The following is a 19,809-nucleotide window of genomic DNA, read 5'->3' as shown; positions in this document are numbered from 1 at the left end:
TCCGGCGCTCAGGCCTCTTTTTCGCTCATCGCGTTGAAGGCGACAGCGGTACCTGGCGCGGCAAATCGCTGCTTGAAGGTGAAGGCCCAGGGCGTTGGACCAAAGCGATCCAGATGCCATAGCTTGGCCAGACCATCGCCCACGCTCGGCTCCGTACCAGCGGGCAGCCACCACAACACCTGATAGTTGCGCCCCTCCGGCGGACGGGCAAAGAACTCGCGACGCCTCGCCATGATGCCGGTGTGTGCACTGCGGTAGACGAAGTCGAACAAGGCCTCGGCGCTCTCCCACACCGACAGGTTGACGATCAACCGGGGATCAGCGGTGACCGCGATGCTGGTGGCGTTGTCCGACGCCTCGTCCTTCAGTCGCCAGACAAAGCCCGGGCTGGCTTCGGCCAGGGCATTCACGCCGGCCAATGCGTCGAAGAAGGGCTGTACGGTGGGATCACCCTGATCGGCGATCAGGGTGGCGATGTTCATCTGTGCCAGCTGCCAGGAACGTTCCATGTGACCTCCGCCCGAAAGCTTATTGCGTGGGGGATGCGGTGGACGATATCAATGGCTGGGGACGGCTCGCCTCTCAAGCCCGGCAGCCACCGCCGCGAGCCAGGCAAGGCGGACCCGCGCCTCGCCGGCGCGAGGCGCACCAGCATTCACGCCAGCGTTCGCTGCAAAGCCTTGAAGGTGCGCTCGACGTCATCCAGGGTCGTGCGCCAGTTGCAGATGGCGGCACGCAACACCGGTTGGCCATGCAAGGTGGAGGGCGACACATAGGCCGTGCCATCGGCATGCAGTGCCTTCTGCACACGCGCGACGTCCGCGGCATCGGCATCGACGGGCGCAAAACACACCACATTGAGCCGAACGGGGGCGGCCAGGCGCCAGCGCGGATCGGCCTCGATCAGCGCACCCAGGCGCTGGGCCGCCTCGCAATGGCGCTCCACCATCTCCGCATAACCCTCGCGCCCATACGCCTTGAGGGTCATCCACAACGGCAATGCACGGAAACGTCGCGAGTTCTCCGGTGCCAGATGCAGGAAGTGATCCGGCACCGGCTCCGGCGCGGGAAGGTACGCCGAATGATTCTGGAACACCTCCAACTGCAACGGCAGGTGCGCCGTAAAGGCGATGGCGCAGTCGTAGGGCACGTTGAGCCATTTGTGCGCATCCACGGTTACCGAATCCGCCGCCTCGATGCCGGCCATCCATGCTCGGCGCGCGGGTGATGCCGCCGCCACACCGCCGAAGGCCGCATCCACGTGCAGCCAGAAGCGATGTCGCTGCTTCAATTCCGCCAAGGCGGCCAGATCGTCGAAATCGACGGTGTTTACCGTGCCCGCGCTGGCGACCACGATGCTCGGCTGGTCTCCACGTTCGCGCAGCATGCGCGCGAGCGCGTCCACCTGCAGGGCCTCACGCCCAGCTTGCTGCGGAACCATCTGGATGGCCTGACGGCCAAGGCCGGCCATGCTCAACGCCTTGAGCGTGCTGGAGTGGGCGCTGGCCGAAAACACCGGCACCGGCGGCAGACCATAGACGCCGTCGGCGGCGATATCGCGCCCATACTGGTGGCCCACCCATTGCCGCGCCAACGCCATGCCCACGTAGTTGGCCATGGTCGCGCCGGTGACACAGGTGCCGTTCCAGGCGGCAGGCCAGCCCAGGAGTTGGCGCAGCATGTCCACCGCCTGCAGCTCGATCGTGGCGGCGCAGGTGTCGCCGTTGCGCTGCGCGTTCTGATCGTAGGTGCTGACCAGCCAGTCCGCCGCCAACGCAGCCGGCGTGCCGCCGCCGGTGACAAACCCGAAATAGCGCGCACCGGGGCTGCCCGAGAGCAGCGCGTCGTAGTCACGCTCGAACTCACCCAACGCCGCCAGCGCACCCACGCCGTGCTCGGGTAGCGCCGCCTGTGCGGCAAGCGTGCCCGGCAAACGGGCAGCCGCCGGGCGCTGGTCGAGACCGTCCAGGTAGCTGCCGGCGAGGGCTCGGGCGCGATCGAGAATGGCATCGAGCGCCGCGAAATCGTTCTTCAGATGTGCGTGCATGTGTTTCCCTGTGGCAACTGCGACGTCCCTGCCCATGCCCGCGGTGGGCTCACATCAGCAGCTTGCGTACCTTGAGCAGCGCAGTGATGAAGGCATCGACTTCTTCGCGCGTGTTGTAGAACGCGAGGGAGGCGCGCAGCGTGGCCGGCACGCCATAGAACTGCATCAGCGGATGCGCGCAATGGTGGCCCGAGCGCACGGCGACGCCCTGCAGGTCGAGCAGGGTTGCCAGGTCGGTGGCCTGGGCGCCCTCGATCAGGAAGGAGATGACCGGCTCCTTTTCCTTGGCTTCGCCGAACAGGCGCAGGCCCGGCACTTCGCGCAGGCGCTCGGTGGCGTAACGCAGCAGCTGCTGCTCCCAGGCATGGATGGCGTCGAAACCCACGGAGTCGTAGTAGTCGATGGCCGCCGTTACACCCGCGAAGCCGGCGATGTTGGGCGTACCCGCCTCGAACTTGTGCGGCGGCTCGGCGAAGGTGGTGCCGTCAAAGCGCACCTCGCGGATCATCTCGCCGCCACCGAAGAACGGCGGCATCGCCTCCAGGTGTTCCTTGCGTGCCCACAGCGCACCCGTGCCGGTGGGCGACAGCATCTTGTGGCCGGTGAACGCATAGAAATCGCAACCCAGCGCCTGCACATCCACCGGGCGATGCGGCACAGCTTGCGAGCCATCGACCAGCAGCGGAATGCCACGCTTGCGGCATTCACGCGCGATCTCGCGCACCGGGTTCACCGTGCCCAGCACGTTGGACACCTGCGTGACGCAAGCCAGCTTCACCTCGGGCGTGAGCATCTCGAAGAACTTCTCGAGGATCAGCTCGCCACGCTCGTCAATCGGTGCCGCCTTGACCGTGGCGCCGCTGCGCGCGGCCACCAGCTGCCAAGGCACGATGTTGGCATGGTGCTCCATCACCGTCGTGAGGATGGCATCGCCGGGCTTGAGGCGCGGCAACGCAAAGCTATAGGCCACCAGGTTCATCGCCTGGGTCGTGCCCGAGGTAAGCACCAGCTCGTTGCGCGAAGGCGCATTGATGAAGCGGGCCAGGCGGTCGCGGGCACCTTCGTAAGCGGCCGTGGCCTCTTCGCCCAGCAAGTGCACCGCACGCGACACGTTCGCATTGTGCAGGCGATAGTGGTTGTCCACCGCCTCGATCACGCTCAACGGCTTCTGGCTGGTGTTGGCGTTGTCGAAATAGATCAGCGGCTTGTCATGCACCGTGCGCGACAGCAGGGGAAAATCGGCGCGAATGCGCTGCACGTCGAACACGGTGGAAAGCGGCTGGGTCTGTGCATTCATCGGAAATGTCGCCTGGTTGCCGTGAGGTGGAAACCGCCGTGGATCAGGCCGACGGCAGGTGTTCCATCAGTCGGTGGTCGATGTACTCGCGCAGCTCGGCCTCGGGCAGCGCCTCGAACACCGCGCGGCAGAACGCCGCGGTGAGCATCGAGCGCGCCTCGGCCAACGGAATGCCGCGCGAGCGCAGGTAGAACAGCGAACGTTCGTCGAGCTGGCCGACCGTGGCGCCGTGGGCGGCCTTAACCTCGTCGGCGTAGATTTCCAGCTCGGGCTTGGTGTCGATTTCGGCCTGACCCGACAGCAAAAGGTTCTTGCTGCTAAGGCTGGCGTCGCTGCCATCGGCGCCCTGCGCCACCACGATGGCGCCGCGGAACACGCCGCGCGAGCGGCCATCGGCCACGCCGCGCCATACCGAGTCAGAGGCGGTGTTGAGCGCCTGGTGCTCGATCGCCATCTGCGTATCCACGTGCTGTCGCCCATGCAGGGCGAACACGCCACGCGTTTCCAGGCGCGACTGATCACCGGTGAGCGTGCCATGCAGGTCGTGCCGCACCAGCGAGCCGCCCAGTTCCAGCACGTACAACGACGCCTGTGCCTGCGCGTCCAACTGCACGCTGTCGTGGCGCACCAGGGTGCTGCCGTCGCTGGCGTCCTGCAGGGTAACGTGTGACAGGCGCGCGCCTTTGCGCAGCACGATGTCGGCCACCTGGGTGCACAGGTGCTGGTGCGCACCCGCCGAGGCGTGATGCTCCACCAGCGAAAGCTCGGCGCCCTCGCCCAGTTCGATCACATGGCGCACATGCCAGGAAAGATCACCTTCGGCCGGCGCGCCAATGAACAACAAGTGCACCGGCTGCGTCACCTTGGCGCCAGCGGCCACGCGCAGCACCACGCCATCGGCCGCGAGCGCCGCGTTGAGGCGGGCAAAGGCGTCACCACCTTCGCGATAGTGGCGCGACAGCGCGAAGCGCAGCGGCTCGGCGTCGGCCTGCAGCGCCTGCGACAGCGGCGCCAGGTTCAAGCCGTCCGGCAAGGCATCGATGCGCGACAGGTCGGCGCGGAACACACCGTTGACGAACACCAGCGCCGGGCCGTTCACGCCGGGCAACGCAAAGGCCGCGCCATCGATGGCGCGCGTGGTTGCCTTCGCATCGCCGAGTGCGAAGCGGCGCTGGCCCAGGGCGCGCAGCGCGGTGTACTTCCAGGCCTCGACGCGCGTATCCGGCAGCCCGCCGGCAACGAAGGCATCGAAATTCTCGCGACGCGCGGCATCCAGCCAGCCGATGCCGCTACCGGGCAGCGACGCCGGCACGGCCTCCAGCAGCGCATCGACGAATGGCGTGCGTTGCGCCTGGCTCATGCCGAGGCTCCGGTAAGCGCGGGATCCTTGTCGGCCACCCAGGCGTAGCCCTGCTCTTCCAGCTTGAGCGCGAGGGTTTTATCGCCGCTCTCCACGATGCGGCCATCGGCCAGCACGTGCACGAAATCGGGTTCGATATAGTCGAGCAGACGCTGATAATGGGTGATCACCAGGAAGCCGCGCTCGGCCGAGCGCAATGCATTCACGCCCTGCGCGACCTGCTTGAGGGCGTCGATATCCAGGCCGGAGTCGGTCTCGTCGAGAATCGCCAGCTTGGGTTCGAGCACCGCCATCTGGAAGATCTCGTTGCGCTTCTTTTCGCCGCCCGAGAAACCTTCGTTCACGGCGCGGTGCAGCAGCTCGTCGGAGATCTGCATGATCTTGAGCTTTTCGCGCACCAGCTTGAGGAACTGCATGGAGTCCAGCTCCGGCTCGCCGCGCTGCTTGCGCTGGGCGTTGAGCGCGGCGCGCAGGAAGTAGGTGTTGTTCACGCCGGGGATTTCCACCGGGTACTGAAACGCCAGGAACACACCGGCGGCGGCGCGTTCTTCGGGCTCCAGCGCGAGCAGGTCCACGCCGTTGAAGGTCACTGACCCTTCCGTCACCTCGTAACCTTCACGGCCCGAGAGCACGTTGCCCAGCGTCGACTTGCCGGCGCCATTGGGGCCCATGATCGCGTGCACCTCGCCGGGGTTCACGGTGAGCGTGAGGCCCTTGAGGATGTCCTTGCCCTCGACGCGGGCGTGCAGGTTTTCGATCTTTAGCATGGTTGTGGGAATCGGGAATAAGGAATGGGGAATAAGGAAGCGCAGTGAGGTAAGCGGTTTTCGGGATGGAGCGGTGGAATGACAGGGCGGCGAGTCGCGCTGTCCCTTCCTTGGTTCTCCGTTCCCAGGTTCCGCCTTAGCCCACCGCACCCTCCAGCGACACTTCCAGCAGCTTCTTGGCTTCGACCGCGAACTCCATAGGCAGCTCGCGGAACACCTGCTTGCAGAAGCCGTCGACGATCAGCGACACGGCGTCTTCCTCGCTGATGCCTCGGCTGCGGCAATAGAACAGCTGGTCATCGGAAATCTTGGAGGTGGTGGCCTCGTGCTCGACGATGGCCGAAGGGTTCTTCACTTCCATGTACGGGAAGGTGTGCGCGCCGCACTTTTTGCCGATCAGCAGCGAATCGCACTGGGTGTAGTTGCGCGCGCCCTCGGCGCCCTTCTCCACCTTCACCAGGCCACGGTAGCTGTTGGAGCTGCGGCCGGCGCTGATGCCCTTGGACACGATCTTGGACTTGGTGCCCTTGCCGATGTGGATCATCTTGGTGCCGGTATCGGCCTGCTGGCGATGGTGCGTGAGCGCCACCGAGTAGAACTCGCCCACGGAGCGATCGCCGCGCAGCACGCAGCTGGGGTACTTCCAGGTGATGGCCGAGCCGGTTTCCACCTGGGTCCAGGAGATCTTGGCGTCGTCGCCACGGCAATCGCCGCGCTTGGTCACGAAGTTGTAGATGCCACCGCGACCTTCTTCGTCACCGGGATACCAGTTCTGCACGGTGGAGTATTTGATCTGCGCCTTCTCCAGCGCGACCAGTTCCACCACCGCCGCATGCAGTTGGTTCTCGTCGCGCATCGGCGCGGTGCAGCCTTCCAGGTAGGACACATAGGCGCCGTCTTCGCACACGATCAAGGTGCGCTCGAACTGGCCTGTGTGACCGGCGTTGATGCGGAAATAGGTGGACAGCTCCATCGGGCAGCGCACGCCCTTGGGAATGAACACGAACGAGCCGTCGGAGAAGACCGCCGAGTTGAGCGCGGCGAAGTAGTTGTCGCCCACCGGCACCACGCTGCCCAGGTATTTCTGCACCAGCTCGGGGTAGTCGCGGATCGCCTCGCTCATGGAGCAGAAGATCACGCCGGCCTCGGCCAGCTCCTTGCGGAAGGTAGTGCCCACCGACACGGAGTCGAACACCGCGTCCACCGCCACGCCGGCCAGCTTGGCGCGCTCGTGCAGCGGCACGCCGAGCTTGTCGTAGGTTTCCAGCAGCTTGGGGTCCACCTCGTCCAGCGACTTGGGCTTGTTCTTGGGCGAGGCGTAATAGCTGATCGCCTGGAAGTCGATGGCGCCGATCTTGAGCTTGGCCCAGTGCGGCTCGGGCATGGTGAGCCAATGGCGATAGGCCTTGAGGCGCCACTCGGTCATCCACTCCGGCTCGTGCTTGAGCGCGGAAAGCTGGCGAATGATGTCCTCGGACAGGCCCGGCGGCAGGCTGTCGGTTTCGATGTCGGTAACGAACCCGGCCTCGTAGCGACGACCCAGCGCGGCGGCCACTTCGGCGTTGTCGCGAAGCGTGGCGGAGAGTTCGTTGCGATCGGTGGTTTCGGTAGTCATGGTTGTCTTGGTGTCGTCGTCGGGGGCGTTGGCGGATGAGTGGTCGTTCATCCGATCAGGGTCGCGTCGATGCGACGACTGGAGGGTTTGAGCATGTCGGACAGGCTGACCGCGCGTAGCGCGTTGCCCACCACACTGTTGACGTGTTGCCAGTTGGCGCGCACGCCGCATTGGGATTCGCGTTCGCACTGCCCTTCGGCGAGGCTGCATTCGGTCATGCCGATGGGGCCTTCCAGCGCTTCCACGATCTGCGCCAGGCTGATGTCGTCGGCCGGCCGGGCCAGGCGATAACCACCGTTGACGCCGCGGAACGATTCGACCAGCCCCGCATGGCTCAGCGACTTGAGCAGCTTGCTCACGGTGGGCAGCTCCAGGTGTGCCTCATCCGCGATCTGCGCCGTGCTGAGCACGTCGTCGGGGTGGGCGGCGATGCAGGTCATCACCACCGTGGCGTAGTCGGTGAGGCGGCTGACACGAAGCATGGGGAGCGGCCGGGGACTGCGGGAATCGGGACCAAAATGGTACAGATTACGGCGTTCAGGGTCAAACCACGGCACTGCACCAAAAGCGGGCGTGGCCCAAGTGCGGCGCACCAGGATTGGGCGATTTCGCCTATCAGAATGACCACCCTCAAGCAGTCATCGCGTGACGCTGTTGGGCGACAGCGTTCGCTACCCATTGCAAGTCATTGAAGGCACTGGATTCCGGCTTTCGCCAGAATGACGGTTGGGGACCTGAGGCCCCGTCTCGGCGCGCATGGCACGCATCCTGCTGCACTGCCACATAACCACGGCACGGGGAGCCTTTGGGTATGAAGTGGATTACGGCCATCATCAAACCGTTCACGCTGGACGACGTTCGCCAGGCACTGACGGACGTGGGCGTAACGGGCATGACCGTTACGGAAGTGAAGGGGTTCGGGCGCCAGCATGGCCATACCGAGTTGTATCGCGGCGCCGAGTACGTGGTGGATTTCCTGCCCAAGCTCAAGCTGGAAGTGGCCGTGGCCGACGCGCAGTTGGACCAGGCGGTGGAAGCCATCATGGGCGCCGCCCGCACGGGCAAGATCGGCGACGGCAAGATCTTCGTGAGCGAGCTGGAACAGGCCATTCGCATTCGCACGCAGGAGGTCGACGTCGATGCGCTTTGACTCCCGGATCAGCAAGGCCCTGTTCGCCCTCACCGCCCTGCTGGCCGCCGCGCCAGCCTGGGCACAGACTGCGCCGGCACCGACCCATATCGACAGCGGCGACACTGCGTGGATGCTTACCGCCACCGCCTTCGTGCTGCTGATGACCATTCCCGGGCTGGCGCTGTTCTACGGCGGCATGGTGCGCGCCAAGAACCTGCTTTCGGTGCTCATGCAGTGCTTCGCCATCACCGCGCTGGTGTCGGTGCTGTGGATGCTCTACGGCTTCTCGCTGGCCTTCAGCACGGAAGGCATGCAGGCGGGCGTATCCAACCTGCACTCCTTCATCGGCGGGCTCGATCGCGTGCTGCTTGCCGGGCTCAAGCCCGATTCGCGCTACCAGACCGTGCCGGAAAGCGTGTTCGTGATGTTCCAGCTCACCTTCGCCATCATCACGCCGGCGCTGATCATCGGCGCCTTCGCCGAGCGCATGAAGTTCAGCGCGCTGCTATGGTTCAGCGGGCTGTGGCTCACCATCGTCTACCTGCCGGTGGCGCACATGGTGTGGAGCGGGCCGGGCTCGTTCCTGGGCGACCTGGGCGTGCTCGATTTCGCCGGCGGCACAGTGGTGCATATCAATGCCGGTATCGCCGGCCTGATCGCCTGCCTGGTGATCGGCAAGCGCCGCGGCTACCCCAACGTACCCATGCCGCCACACAACCTGGGTTACACCGTGATGGGCGCCAGCCTGTTGTGGCTGGGCTGGTTCGGCTTCAACGCCGGCTCGGCAGTGGCCGCCAATGGCAGTGCCGGCATGGCGATGCTCACCACCCAGCTCGCCACGGCAGCGGCCGCGCTGGGTTGGCTGTTCGCCGAATGGATCGTGCACGGCCGACCCAGCGTACTGGGCATTGTTTCCGGCGCAGTGGCCGGCCTGGTGGCGGTAACGCCGGCAGCCGGCACGGCCGGCCCCGGTGGCGCGGTGGTGCTGGGGCTCCTGGCGGGTGTGATCTGCTTTTTCAGCGCCACACGCCTCAAGCACAAGCTCGGCTACGACGATTCGCTGGACGTGTTCGGCGTGCATGCCGTCGCCGGCATCGTCGGCGCCCTGCTTACCGGTCCGCTGGCATCGCCCAAGCTGGGCGGCTTCGGCACGGTGGAGTCGCTCGGGGGCCAGTTGTGGATACAGGCCAAGGGCGTGGGTTTCACCATCGTATGGAGCGCTGTACTGACCTTGGTGATCCTGAAGCTGATCGACTGGACGCTGGGTCTGCGCGTGGACGACGAACAGGAACTGATCGGCCTGGATATCGCCCTGCACGAAGAGAAGGCATACAACCTGTCTTGAGTCACAACGGCCCTCTCCCGCCCGGAGAGGGCCGCCTGCGGCGCCTACAGCCGCGCAGGCATACCCGCTAAGCTGCACGCCAACTTTCCGCGCAGCACGCCATGACTACCGCTTCCGACCGCGCCGCCGCCCGCCTGGCTTTTGCCCGACACACGCTGGGCGACGACACACTCACGCTGGCACCCGCCTCCGCCGATGCGAGCTTTCGCAGCTATTGGCGTGCGCATCATCAGGGGCGCAGCTGGATCGTGATGGATTCGCCGCCAGCGCTCGAAGACCCGCGCCCGTGGCTGGCCATCGGCGAGCAGCTCGCGGCTGCCGGCCTGCATGTGCCGGCCGTGCACGCGACGGATCTGGAGCAAGGCTTTCTGCTGATCGAAGACCTGGGCAACCGCCTCTATCTGCCGTCGCTGGAGGAGCACACTGCCGACGCGCTCTATGCCGACGCCATGGATGCCCTGCTGCGCATGCAGACGCGCATGCCGCACCAGGAGCTGCCCCGCTTTGATCACGCCATGCTGGTACGCGGACTGGAAGTGATGCCCGAATGGTTCCTCGGACGTCACCTCGGCCACACGCCCAGTTGCGGCGAATGGGACGTGCTGGAGGCGGCGTTCGACGTGATCATCCGTAACGCCCTGGAGCAGCCGCGCTGCTTCGTGCATCGCGATTATCACAGCCGCAATTTGCTGATCGTCGAGCAGAACAATCCGGGCGTGATCGATTTCCAGGGCGCACTGTCCGGCCCCATCACCTACGACCTGGCCTCCCTGCTGCGCGATGCGTACGTGGTGTGGCCAGCCGAGCGCGTGGATGCCTGGGCGGCTACGTATCGCCAGCGCCTGCTCGACGCAGGCGTGATCGGCGCCGATGTCACCCCGGCGCGCTTCCAGCGCTGGTTCGACCTTACTGGCCTGCATCGTCATGTGCGCGTGCTCGGTCAGTTCTATCGCCTGTGGTATCGCGATGGCAAACCCGGCTACCTGGCCGATGTGCCGCGCGTGTATCACTACGTGGTGTCGGTGGCGCGTCGTTATCCAGAGTTGGCCGAGTTCGTGGCGTTGCTGGAGCGACACGCGGAAGGGCGCGACCTGACGCAGGTGAACGCATGAGGCACGCGCTGATCTTTGCCGCTGGCCTTGGCGAGCGCATGCGCCCGCTCACCGAGCACACGCCCAAGCCACTGTTGGCCGCAGGCGGCAAGCGCTTGATCGAATGGCATCTCGAAAAGCTTGCGGCTATCGATGTGCGTTATGTGGTGATCAACACGTCTCACCTCGCCGATCAGTTTCCCGAAGCGTTGGGGGATGGCTCGCGCTGGGGGCTGCGTATCCGCTATGCCTATGAAGGCACCACGCCGCTGGAAACCGGGGGCGGCATGTGGAATGCGCTGTCGCTACTGGGGCCCGAACCGTTCCTGGTCATCAATGGCGACGTGTGGACCGATGCCGACTTCGCCGCCCTGCCCGCCGAGCCGGCCGGCGTGGCGCACCTGTTGATGGTGGACAACCCGGCCCATCATCCCCGCGGCGACTTCTCGCTCGATGCCCAGGGTCGACTGCACGATGACGATGCGCAGCCTCGCCTGACCTATAGCGGCATCGGCGTATTCCGCCGCGAACTGTTGGAGGATTGGCGCTCGGTGGTGACCGAGGCCAGCGCGCAGGAGCGTCCACCCCGCTTCAAGCTGCGCCCCCTGCTGGAGCGCGCCATCGCCCAGGATCAACTGCGGGGCAGCCTCCACCCGGGCGCGTGGACCGACGTGGGCACGCCTGAGCGTCTCAACGAGCTGGATGCGCGGCTGCGCGGTAGCTGAGCGAAAGGTAGCCGTGCGCAAAATCCTGCCGGATGGATGCGGCCGGGGCCCGGCGGTATCCTAAACCGCCCAGTTCTGTAGAGCGCCCGGCGCTTGGCGAAGCCCTGCAGGACCGCCCGCTTCCCTGCAAGGTATCAACGATGTCCGATCTGTGGTCCCACTTGGTCAACTGGTTCGCCGATCACGGCGTACTGCCGGTGCTGCAGTTCCTGCATCTTCAGGACCTGGCCGGCGACCCCAAGGACATCTCCGCCTCCCTGCTCATTGCCGCCGTGCAGTTGTGCATCATCGGCTTCATCTTCCGCCCGCTGGAAAGCATCGTGCCCGCGGAGAAGTGGGAGAACCGCAAGCTCACCGCCGTGGATTTCCAGTACACGGTGATGATGCTGGTGGGCATCTTTCCCATCTTCAGCTACCTGGTGCTCACGCCGATCGCCATTTATTTCGGCGGACCGGATACCGGCCCCAGCGACGCCAGCGCCTCGCCGCTCGCCATCACGCACTGGGTACCATGGCTCAAGCAGCACCCGTGGCTGCTGTTCGGCTGCTACTACGTCATCTACGACATGGTGTACTACTGGATGCACCGCCTGCAGCACGCGCTGCCCTGGTGGTGGGCGCTGCACAGCATGCACCACAGCACGCGCCAGATGAGCTGCTGGACCAACGATCGCGGCAGCCTGATCGACGGCTTCATCCAGTCGATGATCCTGGCCTGCGTCGGCATCGTGATGGGCGTGGAGCCCGAGCAGTTCGCCTGGCTGGTGCTGTTTGGCGAACTGATGCAGAACTTCTCGCACGCCAACGTGCGCATCGCCTTCGGGCCGGTGTTCAACCGCGTATTCGTCTCGCCCAAGTTCCATCGTCTGCACCACATGCTGGTGGACCCGGAGCGCCCGAAGCTGCACAACTGCAACTTCGGCCAGGTGTTCTCCATCTGGGACGTGTTGTTCGGCACCGCGCTCTACAACGAGCCGCTGCGCCCCACCGGCGTGGGTGATCCGATGGTGGATGACGACAACAACCACAACCTGATCGGCCTGCACTGGAATGCCGTGAAGCGCTTCTGGGGAGCGGTGCGTCGCCCCGCCGGCTGGAAGTTCGGCGAGGTCGCCTTTGGCCCTGACTATCGCCCCATTCCCGTCGATCAACTGGACCTGCACGGCCTGGCGCACCATGTGATGCAACCGGCGCATGGCGTGTCGCCCATGTCCGTCGAAACGCCGACGACGACGGACAAGACCTCGGCCGAAGTAGCCTGAGGTTTCATCACTGAATTCGCCTCTCGTCGAGGCGTGTCATCGCCACGACGCCAGTCTTCTTCAAGCAGAGACTGCCGCACTCATAAGTCGGCGATGACGAAGCCAGCCGGCCCATGGTGCTGAGCTGAACGCATCGATCAGCCCGGCCCCGCTTGCACACATAAAAAAAGCCGCCGGACTAGCCGGCGGCTGGGCATCGGTTTCGAAAAATCCTTTCCCCTCCAAAAGCACCACGCGATGACGGGAGCGACATCGCGTGGTGTGGCTGGCCTTTGGGGCCAGCACGAGCGCCTTAGAAGTCGTACGTGACCGAGAAGCGGCCGTAGCGCGGCGTGGTCTGGTACATCGTCGCGCCGTAGGTGTTGGACACGGTGAACTTGTCGTCTTCGTAGGTGGCATCGAGCACGGTCGGCTTGCGCTCGTTGAACACGTTGAAGATGTTGAAGTTGAAAGCGAGCTTCTTGTCACCCCACTCCGGACGGTAGGTCACGCCCAGGTCCACGGTCTTGGTCCACGGCAAGTGGCCCATGCTGCCCAGGTTGGAGGGCTTGCCACCGCACCAGCGGTAGGACGAGTAGTAGCCGCCCGCCGGGTCGCTGTTCTCCGGGCCGTAGTAGCCCAGGCAAGCCTTCGGTGCACCGGACATCACACGCAGCGCACCGGACACCATCCACTCTGGCGCGATCATGTAGGTGCCATAGGCCTTCAACTGATGCGTACGGTTGTTGGACAGCTCGCCATTGCTGTTGACCATGAGCGACGGGGCGTCCCAGTCCTGCGTCTTGGAGACGTCGTCCTGGCCCACCGTGGAGAGCACCTGGCCTTCCGTGTTCCCGTAGCTACGCGAGAAGGTGTAATCCACACGACCCTGCCACTTGCCGTCGAACGGATGCTCCAGGAACAGGTCAAGCGCGTAGTACTTGCGCTTGGCGCCCTGCTGGAAGCCCCAATCGTGGGTGGACATGCTCACCTTGGTGTAGCCATTGCCGTTGGCATTGGCCAGCAGGTAGGTGTTGGTCTCGCCCGGGTTGAAGATCAGGCAGCTGTGCGGCAGCACGACCGAATCCGGATCGATGCCTTGCGCGATCACCTTGTTGATCAGCGGATCGGTATCGCACACGTCGTCGATGGCGGTCTGCAGCTTGCGCAGCGTCGCCTTGGCGCCGAACACCCAGTCCGTTCCCAACTGCTTGCTGAAGCCCAGGATGGCTTCGTCCTGGTACTGCGACTTGAGGTTGGACGCGGTAACCGTCTTGGGATCGGGCGTTTCGCCGTATTCGCCGTTGGTGGACACCGGACCAGGGCCCAGGGCCTTCAGGCCGGTCGGGTTGCCGTTGGCATCGATACCGCTGTAGGTGAAGTACTCGTAGGTGAAGGTCGAGGGCGAAGCGCCGCGGATCGCCACGCTGTTGGGCAGCGCGAGGTAGTAGCGACCGAGGTTGCCGAACACCTTGAACGAGGAATCACCGAACACGTCCCAGCTGAAGCCCAGACGCGGCGCCCACTGGTTCTTGTTCTTCACGTAGGCCTGGCCGGCCGCGTTGTAGTTGGTGAACTGGTCGTCGCGCAAGCCCAGGCTCAGCAGCCAGCGATCGTTGATCTGCCAACGGTCTTCCAGGTACTGCGCCTTCTGATCCACCGACATGCTGGTGGTGGTGGTGAACACGTAGCGACGCACGTAGTAACCCTGGCCACCCGGAGCACCGATACCCAGCTCGCTGGACAGCGGCGAGTTCGGCTTGGAGGTCTTGCCGTAAAGCCATGCGTAGCCCGGGCCGCTGACCTGCTGGCCTTCGTCCGTGGCGGCAAAGTGCATGTTGTCGATACCGCCGGTGATGGTGTGGTCACCCAGCTTGTACTCGAGATCCAAGCGCAGACCGTGGGTCTTGTTGTGCGCGTTCGGATTCTTTGCGTACAGGATCGTGTTGCCGTTGCGGATCGGCGTACCGCCAGTGATCGACGGATCCTGGTTGGTCGGCGTGCTCAGATACACAAGGCTCGGATCGACACCCGGAATGGTGGAATAGTCGATCGCGCGGTTCTGACCATACGTGGCCGAGAACGTCAGGTCGTCGGTGATGTAGCTGGTGTACTTGCCGATATAGATGTCCGAACCGGTCTTGGTCGAGGTGTCGTAACCGACGAACTCACCTTCCGTACCCGACTCGTAGTCATACGCGTACTTGGTGCCGCTGTACTGCGTCTTGTTGGAGATACCGGTCAACTCGAGGATGTTGCTGTCATTGATGTTCCAATCCAGCTTCACGTAGTACTTGGGCATCTTGTACGTGTAGTAGGTATTGGCCGGCTGGGCCGCCACGGCGGACGAGGTGGACTTGCCCTCCTGCTTCTCCGCCTCAGCTGCCACGAACAGGAACAGCTTGTCCTTGATCAGCGGGCCGCCCACATACGCGCTGTAGGTGGTGTTCCACTTGGTGTTGTCTTTGCGCGTGCGGTACTTGGTGCCCGGCAGGGAATCGTCGGTGTACGCGTAGCCGTCCGGCAGCGCCTGGTTGGGGAAATTGACGTCCTTGGGGTCTTCGGCAAGGAACTTGGGCGACCACAGCACCTGGCCACCGAAATGCCATTCGTTGGAGCCGCGCTTGCCGACCTGGCTGATCACGCCGCCGTCCGAGCGACCGTACATGGCGCTGTAACCGCCGGTGTAGATTTCCTGCTGATCGATGGCGCCGTAAGGAAGGCCGATGCCGCCCAGGTTGCTCAGCGGATCGGTGGTGTTGTAGCCGTTGATGTAATAGGCGTTCTCGGTCACCGAGGAACCGCCGAAAGAGATTACCGACGAACCGGCCTTCTGGCCCGAGAAATAGTCACTGCCCTGCACCACGCCCGGTGCCAGCAGCGCGATGGCTTCAGCGCTACGACCCAGCGGCAGGCGATCCAGATCCTGCGAGGTGATGACGGTACGCGAGTCCACCGACGACACGTCGATGGCCGGCAGCGCGTTGGCGGTCACCGTCACCGAGGCCAGCGCCTGCGCGTTGGCTGCCGTGGCGAACGACACTTCCGTACCCGCGTTCACCGTGATGGAAACGTCCTTGCGGGTATCCACCGTGGCGCCATTCTTCTGCAGCACCACACTGTAGGTACCCAGCGGCAGGTTGCTGATGCGGTAGCGGCCCGAGTTGTCCACCGTGGCCGAACGCGAGATGCCGGTGGAGCCGGTCACCGTTACGGTTTCGCCGGCCTCGGCCTGGCCGAAGATGGTGCCGGTGGTGGACTGCGCAAATGCCACTCCCGCCATGCCCATGGTCAGGGCCATGGCCAGCGTCGAGCGCCGCAACACGACAGCACCGTTCAACGTACGAAAGTTCATCGATTGGATCTCCCCGTAGATGCCCATGAGGGCAAAAAAAGCCGTACCAGCCGGAATCCGGCCAGCCAGATGCGTCTGGACATGAATCTGAAAGAGGCTCCCCCTGCAGATCCCACCCTGCACGCGCCCGCGCAATTCCTTGCGCACTCCGCTTGAAAGCTTAAGTGAAGCTGACGTAAGCGAAATAAGTAACGACCATAGGATTAATTCTTACGCCTTGTCAACATAGTCTTAATGTTTGATGCGGCGAAAGATGACAGAACTTCGACGAATTTCGCCGAATATGGTAGTGCTTACGTTTCGCCAACTATTTGTCCTACAAGAAAAAGTCTCTACTGAAACGAAATTTTCCGCCGACGGGAGGGCGCAAAATATCGACGAAAAAAAACCACCGGCCGGAGCCGGTGGTCATGCGCAAAACGCTTTGGGTGATCGCGCAATGTAGGTAAAACCCTACTGCCTTCCCTGCCCGTGGCGCCCGGGAAGGAAACGCCACGAAGCATGGAAAGCGGTGCTGTCGATGACTTAGAAGTCGTAGGTCACCGAGAAGCGGGCGTAGCGCGGCGTGGTCTGATACAGCGCGGCACCATAGGTGTTGGACACGGTGTAACGACCGGTTTCGTAGGTCGCGTCCAGCACGGTGGGCTTGCGCTCGTTCAGCACGTTGAACACGTTCATGTTGAACGCCAGCTTCTTGTCGCCCCAAGTCGGGCGATAGGTCACGCCCAGGTCCACGAACTTGGTCCACGGCAGACGACCATGGCTGCCCAGCGGCGACGGCTCGCCACCGCACCAGCGGTACTTGGACTTGTAACCCGACGGATCGCCTTCGTTGGTGCCGTAGTAGCCCAAGCACGCCTTCGGCGCACCGGACATCACACGCACCGCACCGGACACCATCCACTCCGAGGCAACCTGGTAGGCACCAAACGCCTTCAGCTGATGGGTGCGGTCGTTGGAGAGCACGCCGTTGCTGTTTTCCATCAGAGCCGGGGTATCCCAGTCCTGCGTCTTGGAGACGTCGTCCTGACCGATGGTGGAGAGCACCTGGCCTTCCGTGTTGCCGTAGCTGCGCGAGAAGGTGTAATCCACGCGACCCTGCCACTTGCCGTCGAACGGATGCTCCATGAACAGGTCCAGCGCGTAGTACTTGCGCTTGGCGCCCGAAGCGAAGCCCCAATCCTTGGTCGACATGCTGACCTTGGTGTAGCCACTGCCATTGGCGTTAGCCAGCAGGAAGTCGTTGGTCGCACCCGGATTGAAGATCAAGCAGCCGTGCGGCAGCACTACGCTCTTGGGATCGATGCCGCTGGCAATGACCTTGGCCTCGACCGCATCCGGATCGCACACGTCGTCGATGGAGCTCTGCAGCTTGCGCACTGTGACCTTGGCGCCATACAGCCAGTTGGCACCGAGGGTCTTGTTGAAGCCGAGGATGGCTTCATCCTGGTACTGCGACTTGAGGTTCGACGCGGCGACCGAATGGGCGTCCGGCGCCTGACCGTATTCACCGTTGGTCGACACCGGGCCCGGGCCCATGGGCTTCAGGCCGGTCGGGTTACCGTTGGCATCGATGCCGGTATAGGTGAAGTACTCATAGGTGAACGTGGAGGCCGAAGCGCCGCGGATCGCCACGCTGTTGGGCAGCGCGAGATAGTAGCGACCGAGGTTGCCAAACACCTTGAACGAGGAGTCGCCGAACACGTCCCAGCTGAAGCCCAGACGCGGCGCCCACTGGTCCTTCTGGTCGACGTACTTCACAGCAGCACTGTTGTAGTTGGTGAACTGGTCGTCACGCAGACCCAGCTTCACCATCCAGCGATCGTTGATCTGCCAGGTGTCTTCGATGTACTGCGCCTTCTGATCCACAGCCATGCTGGTGGTGGTGCTGAAGACGTAGCGAGCGGTGTAATAGCCCTTGCCGCCCGGAGCGCCGACGCCAAAGGCCGGCTGGATCGGCACGTTTTCCTTGCCGGCTGCGGCCTTGTAGTAGATCCAGGCGTAGCCCGGGCCACTCACCTGCTGGCCTTCGTTGGTGGCCTTGTAGTGCATGTTGTCGATACCCGCCGACAGCAGGTGATCGCCCAGCTTGTACTCAAGATCCAGTCGCAGGCCGTGGGTCTTGTTCTTCGCACCCGGGTCCTTCACGTACAACACCGTGTTGGTGTTGCGGATCGGCGTGCCGCCGGTGATGGCCGGATTCTGGTTGGTCACGCCACTCAGGTAGGACTGCGTGGTCGTGAGGCCCGGCGTCACCGAGTAATCGATGGCGCGGTTCTGGCCGTAGGTGGCCGAGAAGGTCAGGTCGTCGGTGATGTAGCTGGTGTACTTGGCGACGTAGATGTCCGAACCGGTCTTGGTCGAGGTGTCATGACCGGCGAAGCTGCCTTCCACGCCCGTGGCGTAGTTGTAGCGATACAGGTCGCCGCTGTACTGGGTCTTGTTGGAGATGCCCGTCAACTCGAGGATGTTGCTGTCGTTGATGTTCCAGTCGAGCTTGGCGTAGTACTTGGGCAGCTTGTACGTGTAGTACGTGTTGGCAGGCACGGCCGCGGTAGAGGTGGAGGTGGACTTGCCTTCCTGCTTCTCCGCCTCGGCCGCCACGAACATGTACAGCTTGTCCTGGATCAGCGGGCCGCCCACGTAGGCGCTATAGGTGTTGTTCCACTTGGTGTTGTCCTTGCGCGAGCGATACAGCGTGCCCGGCTGGGATTTATTGGTGTAGCCGTAGCCAGCCGGCAGCTGGTTGTTCGGGAAATACACGTCCTTGGGCGATTCGGCGAGGAACTTGGGCGACCACAGCACCTGGCCGCCGAAATGCCACTCATTGGTGCCGCGCTTACCGACCTGGCTGATCACACCGCCGTCCGAACGACCGTACATGGCACTGTAGCCGCCGGTGTAGATTTCCTGCTGATCGATGGCGCCGTAAGGCAGGCCAATACCACCCAGGTTCTTCAGCGGGTCGGAGCTGTTGTAGCCGTTGATGTAGTAGGCATTCTCGCTGACAGCCGAGCCGCCGAACGACACGACCGACGAACCAGTGGTCTGACCAGAGAAGTAGCCGCTGCCCGGCACCACGCCCGGCGCCAGCAGCGCGATGGCTTCAGCGCTACGGCCGAGCGGCAGGCGCTCCAGATCCTGCGAGGTCACGACGGTGCGCGAATCGACCGACGACACGTCGATCGCCGGCAGCGCGTTCGCCGTCACGGTCACGGCCGACAGGGCCTTGGCATCGGCGGAAACGAACGACACTTCGGTACCGGCGTTCACCGTGATGGACACGTCCTTGCGCGTATCCACCGTGGAGCCGCCCTTCTGCAACTGCACCGAGTAGGTGCCCAGCGGCAGGTTGGCAATACGGTAGCGGCCCGAGTTGTCGACGGTGACCGAGCGAGTGATGCCGGTGGAACCGGAGACGGTCACCGTTTCGCCGGCTTCTGCCTGACCAAAGATCGTACCGGTGGTGGACTGGGCGAACGCCACGCCCGCCAGGCCCATCGTCATGGCGATAGCCAGCGTCGAGCGGCGCAGCACCAGGCCATGCAACTTATTCGAACTCATCAAATGTCTCTCCCCGAAAAAGCCCAAAAATGGGCAACACAAAACCGGGTCGACTCAGCCACGGGCTGGTTGACCTAAGTCGTTTGGTTTGAATCTGAAGGCTCCCCCAGCAGACCCACCCTGGCAGGCCCGCACTGACTCGGCCTGCTTACATCCTGTCATCGCAATCTCTCGCGCATGTCACAGGAAGTAAATACGAACATGGGTTATTTCTTACGATATGTCAACACAAACTTCACAGGTTAAGCCTGCCGAAAGCTACGACATAAA

General features: G+C 63.8%; 14 protein-coding genes. 5 read left to right on the top strand and 9 right to left on the bottom strand.

Annotation, left to right across the window (positions count from 1 at the left end):
* Nucleotides 1-8: 8 nt before the first annotated feature.
* The 7 genes from AC3G2C_RS00280 to AC3G2C_RS00250 all read right to left on the bottom strand — a co-directional run bounded on the left by AC3G2C_RS00280 (nucleotide 9) and on the right by AC3G2C_RS00250 (nucleotide 7,568).
* Complete coding sequence (locus tag AC3G2C_RS00280; RefSeq protein WP_488382607.1) at nucleotides 9-509, bottom strand: DUF3291 domain-containing protein; 501 nt, start codon at nucleotides 507-509, stop codon at nucleotides 9-11.
* Nucleotides 510-655: 146 nt separating this feature from the next.
* Nucleotides 656-2,047, bottom strand: a complete 1,392-nt coding sequence (locus AC3G2C_RS00275; RefSeq protein ID WP_488382606.1) for a pyridoxal phosphate-dependent decarboxylase family protein — start codon at nucleotides 2,045-2,047, stop codon at nucleotides 656-658.
* Nucleotides 2,048-2,096: 49 nt separating this feature from the next.
* Nucleotides 2,097-3,344 carry a cysteine desulfurase gene (locus tag AC3G2C_RS00270; protein ID WP_488382605.1) on the bottom strand — a complete coding sequence of 416 codons (1,248 nt, stop codon included), beginning with the start codon at nucleotides 3,342-3,344 and terminating at the stop codon, nucleotides 2,097-2,099.
* 43 nt (nucleotides 3,345-3,387) lie between these two features.
* The gene (gene sufD / locus AC3G2C_RS00265) at nucleotides 3,388-4,704 is read right to left on the bottom strand and encodes a Fe-S cluster assembly protein SufD (protein WP_488382604.1); all 1,317 of its coding nucleotides are present in this window, start codon (nucleotides 4,702-4,704) and stop codon (nucleotides 3,388-3,390) included.
* Complete coding sequence (gene sufC, locus AC3G2C_RS00260; RefSeq protein ID WP_488382603.1) at nucleotides 4,701-5,471, bottom strand: Fe-S cluster assembly ATPase SufC; 771 nt, start codon at nucleotides 5,469-5,471, stop codon at nucleotides 4,701-4,703. Before sufC ends, sufD begins: the two co-directional genes overlap by 4 nt.
* A gap of 136 nt (nucleotides 5,472-5,607) precedes the next feature.
* Entirely contained in the window at nucleotides 5,608-7,086 is a 1,479-nt protein-coding gene (gene sufB / locus AC3G2C_RS00255; RefSeq protein ID WP_488382602.1) for a Fe-S cluster assembly protein SufB, read from the bottom strand.
* 47 nt (nucleotides 7,087-7,133) lie between these two features.
* On the bottom strand, nucleotides 7,134-7,568 hold the full coding sequence (locus tag AC3G2C_RS00250) for an SUF system Fe-S cluster assembly regulator (protein ID WP_488382601.1): 435 nt from the start codon (nucleotides 7,566-7,568) through the stop codon (nucleotides 7,134-7,136).
* A 329-nt stretch (nucleotides 7,569-7,897) separates the two neighbouring features.
* On the opposite strand from AC3G2C_RS00250, the gene AC3G2C_RS00245 reads away from it, so the two are divergent.
* The 5 genes from AC3G2C_RS00245 (at nucleotide 7,898) to AC3G2C_RS00225 (ending at nucleotide 12,641) form a co-directional block, all read left to right on the top strand.
* Nucleotides 7,898-8,236 carry a P-II family nitrogen regulator gene (locus AC3G2C_RS00245; protein WP_488382600.1) on the top strand — a complete coding sequence of 113 codons (339 nt, stop codon included), beginning with the start codon at nucleotides 7,898-7,900 and terminating at the stop codon, nucleotides 8,234-8,236.
* Complete coding sequence (locus AC3G2C_RS00240; protein ID WP_488382599.1) at nucleotides 8,226-9,563, top strand: ammonium transporter; 1,338 nt, start codon at nucleotides 8,226-8,228, stop codon at nucleotides 9,561-9,563. Before AC3G2C_RS00245 ends, AC3G2C_RS00240 begins: the two co-directional genes overlap by 11 nt.
* A 101-nt stretch (nucleotides 9,564-9,664) precedes the next feature.
* The gene (locus AC3G2C_RS00235; RefSeq protein ID WP_488382598.1) at nucleotides 9,665-10,675 is read left to right on the top strand and encodes an aminoglycoside phosphotransferase family protein; all 1,011 of its coding nucleotides are present in this window, start codon (nucleotides 9,665-9,667) and stop codon (nucleotides 10,673-10,675) included.
* Nucleotides 10,672-11,379: an N-acetylmuramate alpha-1-phosphate uridylyltransferase MurU gene (gene murU, locus AC3G2C_RS00230; RefSeq protein ID WP_488382597.1), complete on the top strand. Its 708-nt coding sequence runs from the start codon at nucleotides 10,672-10,674 to the stop codon at nucleotides 11,377-11,379. Before AC3G2C_RS00235 ends, murU begins: the two co-directional genes overlap by 4 nt.
* Nucleotides 11,380-11,519: 140 nt before the next feature.
* The gene (locus tag AC3G2C_RS00225) at nucleotides 11,520-12,641 is read left to right on the top strand and encodes a sterol desaturase family protein (RefSeq protein WP_488382596.1); all 1,122 of its coding nucleotides are present in this window, start codon (nucleotides 11,520-11,522) and stop codon (nucleotides 12,639-12,641) included.
* Nucleotides 12,642-12,933: 292 nt separating this feature from the next.
* Here the strand turns inward: AC3G2C_RS00225 and AC3G2C_RS00220 are convergent, their stop codons facing one another.
* A complete protein-coding gene (locus AC3G2C_RS00220; RefSeq protein WP_488382595.1) occupies nucleotides 12,934-15,975 on the bottom strand; it encodes a TonB-dependent receptor in 3,042 nt (1,013 codons plus the stop codon).
* A 525-nt stretch (nucleotides 15,976-16,500) separates the two neighbouring features.
* Nucleotides 16,501-19,539, bottom strand: a complete 3,039-nt coding sequence (locus tag AC3G2C_RS00215; RefSeq protein WP_488382594.1) for a TonB-dependent receptor — start codon at nucleotides 19,537-19,539, stop codon at nucleotides 16,501-16,503.
* Nucleotides 19,540-19,809 lie beyond the last annotated feature (270 nt).

Source organism: Frateuria sp. sgz306004, assembly GCF_057750885.1.
This window is presented reverse-complemented; position numbering and strand designations above follow the sequence as displayed.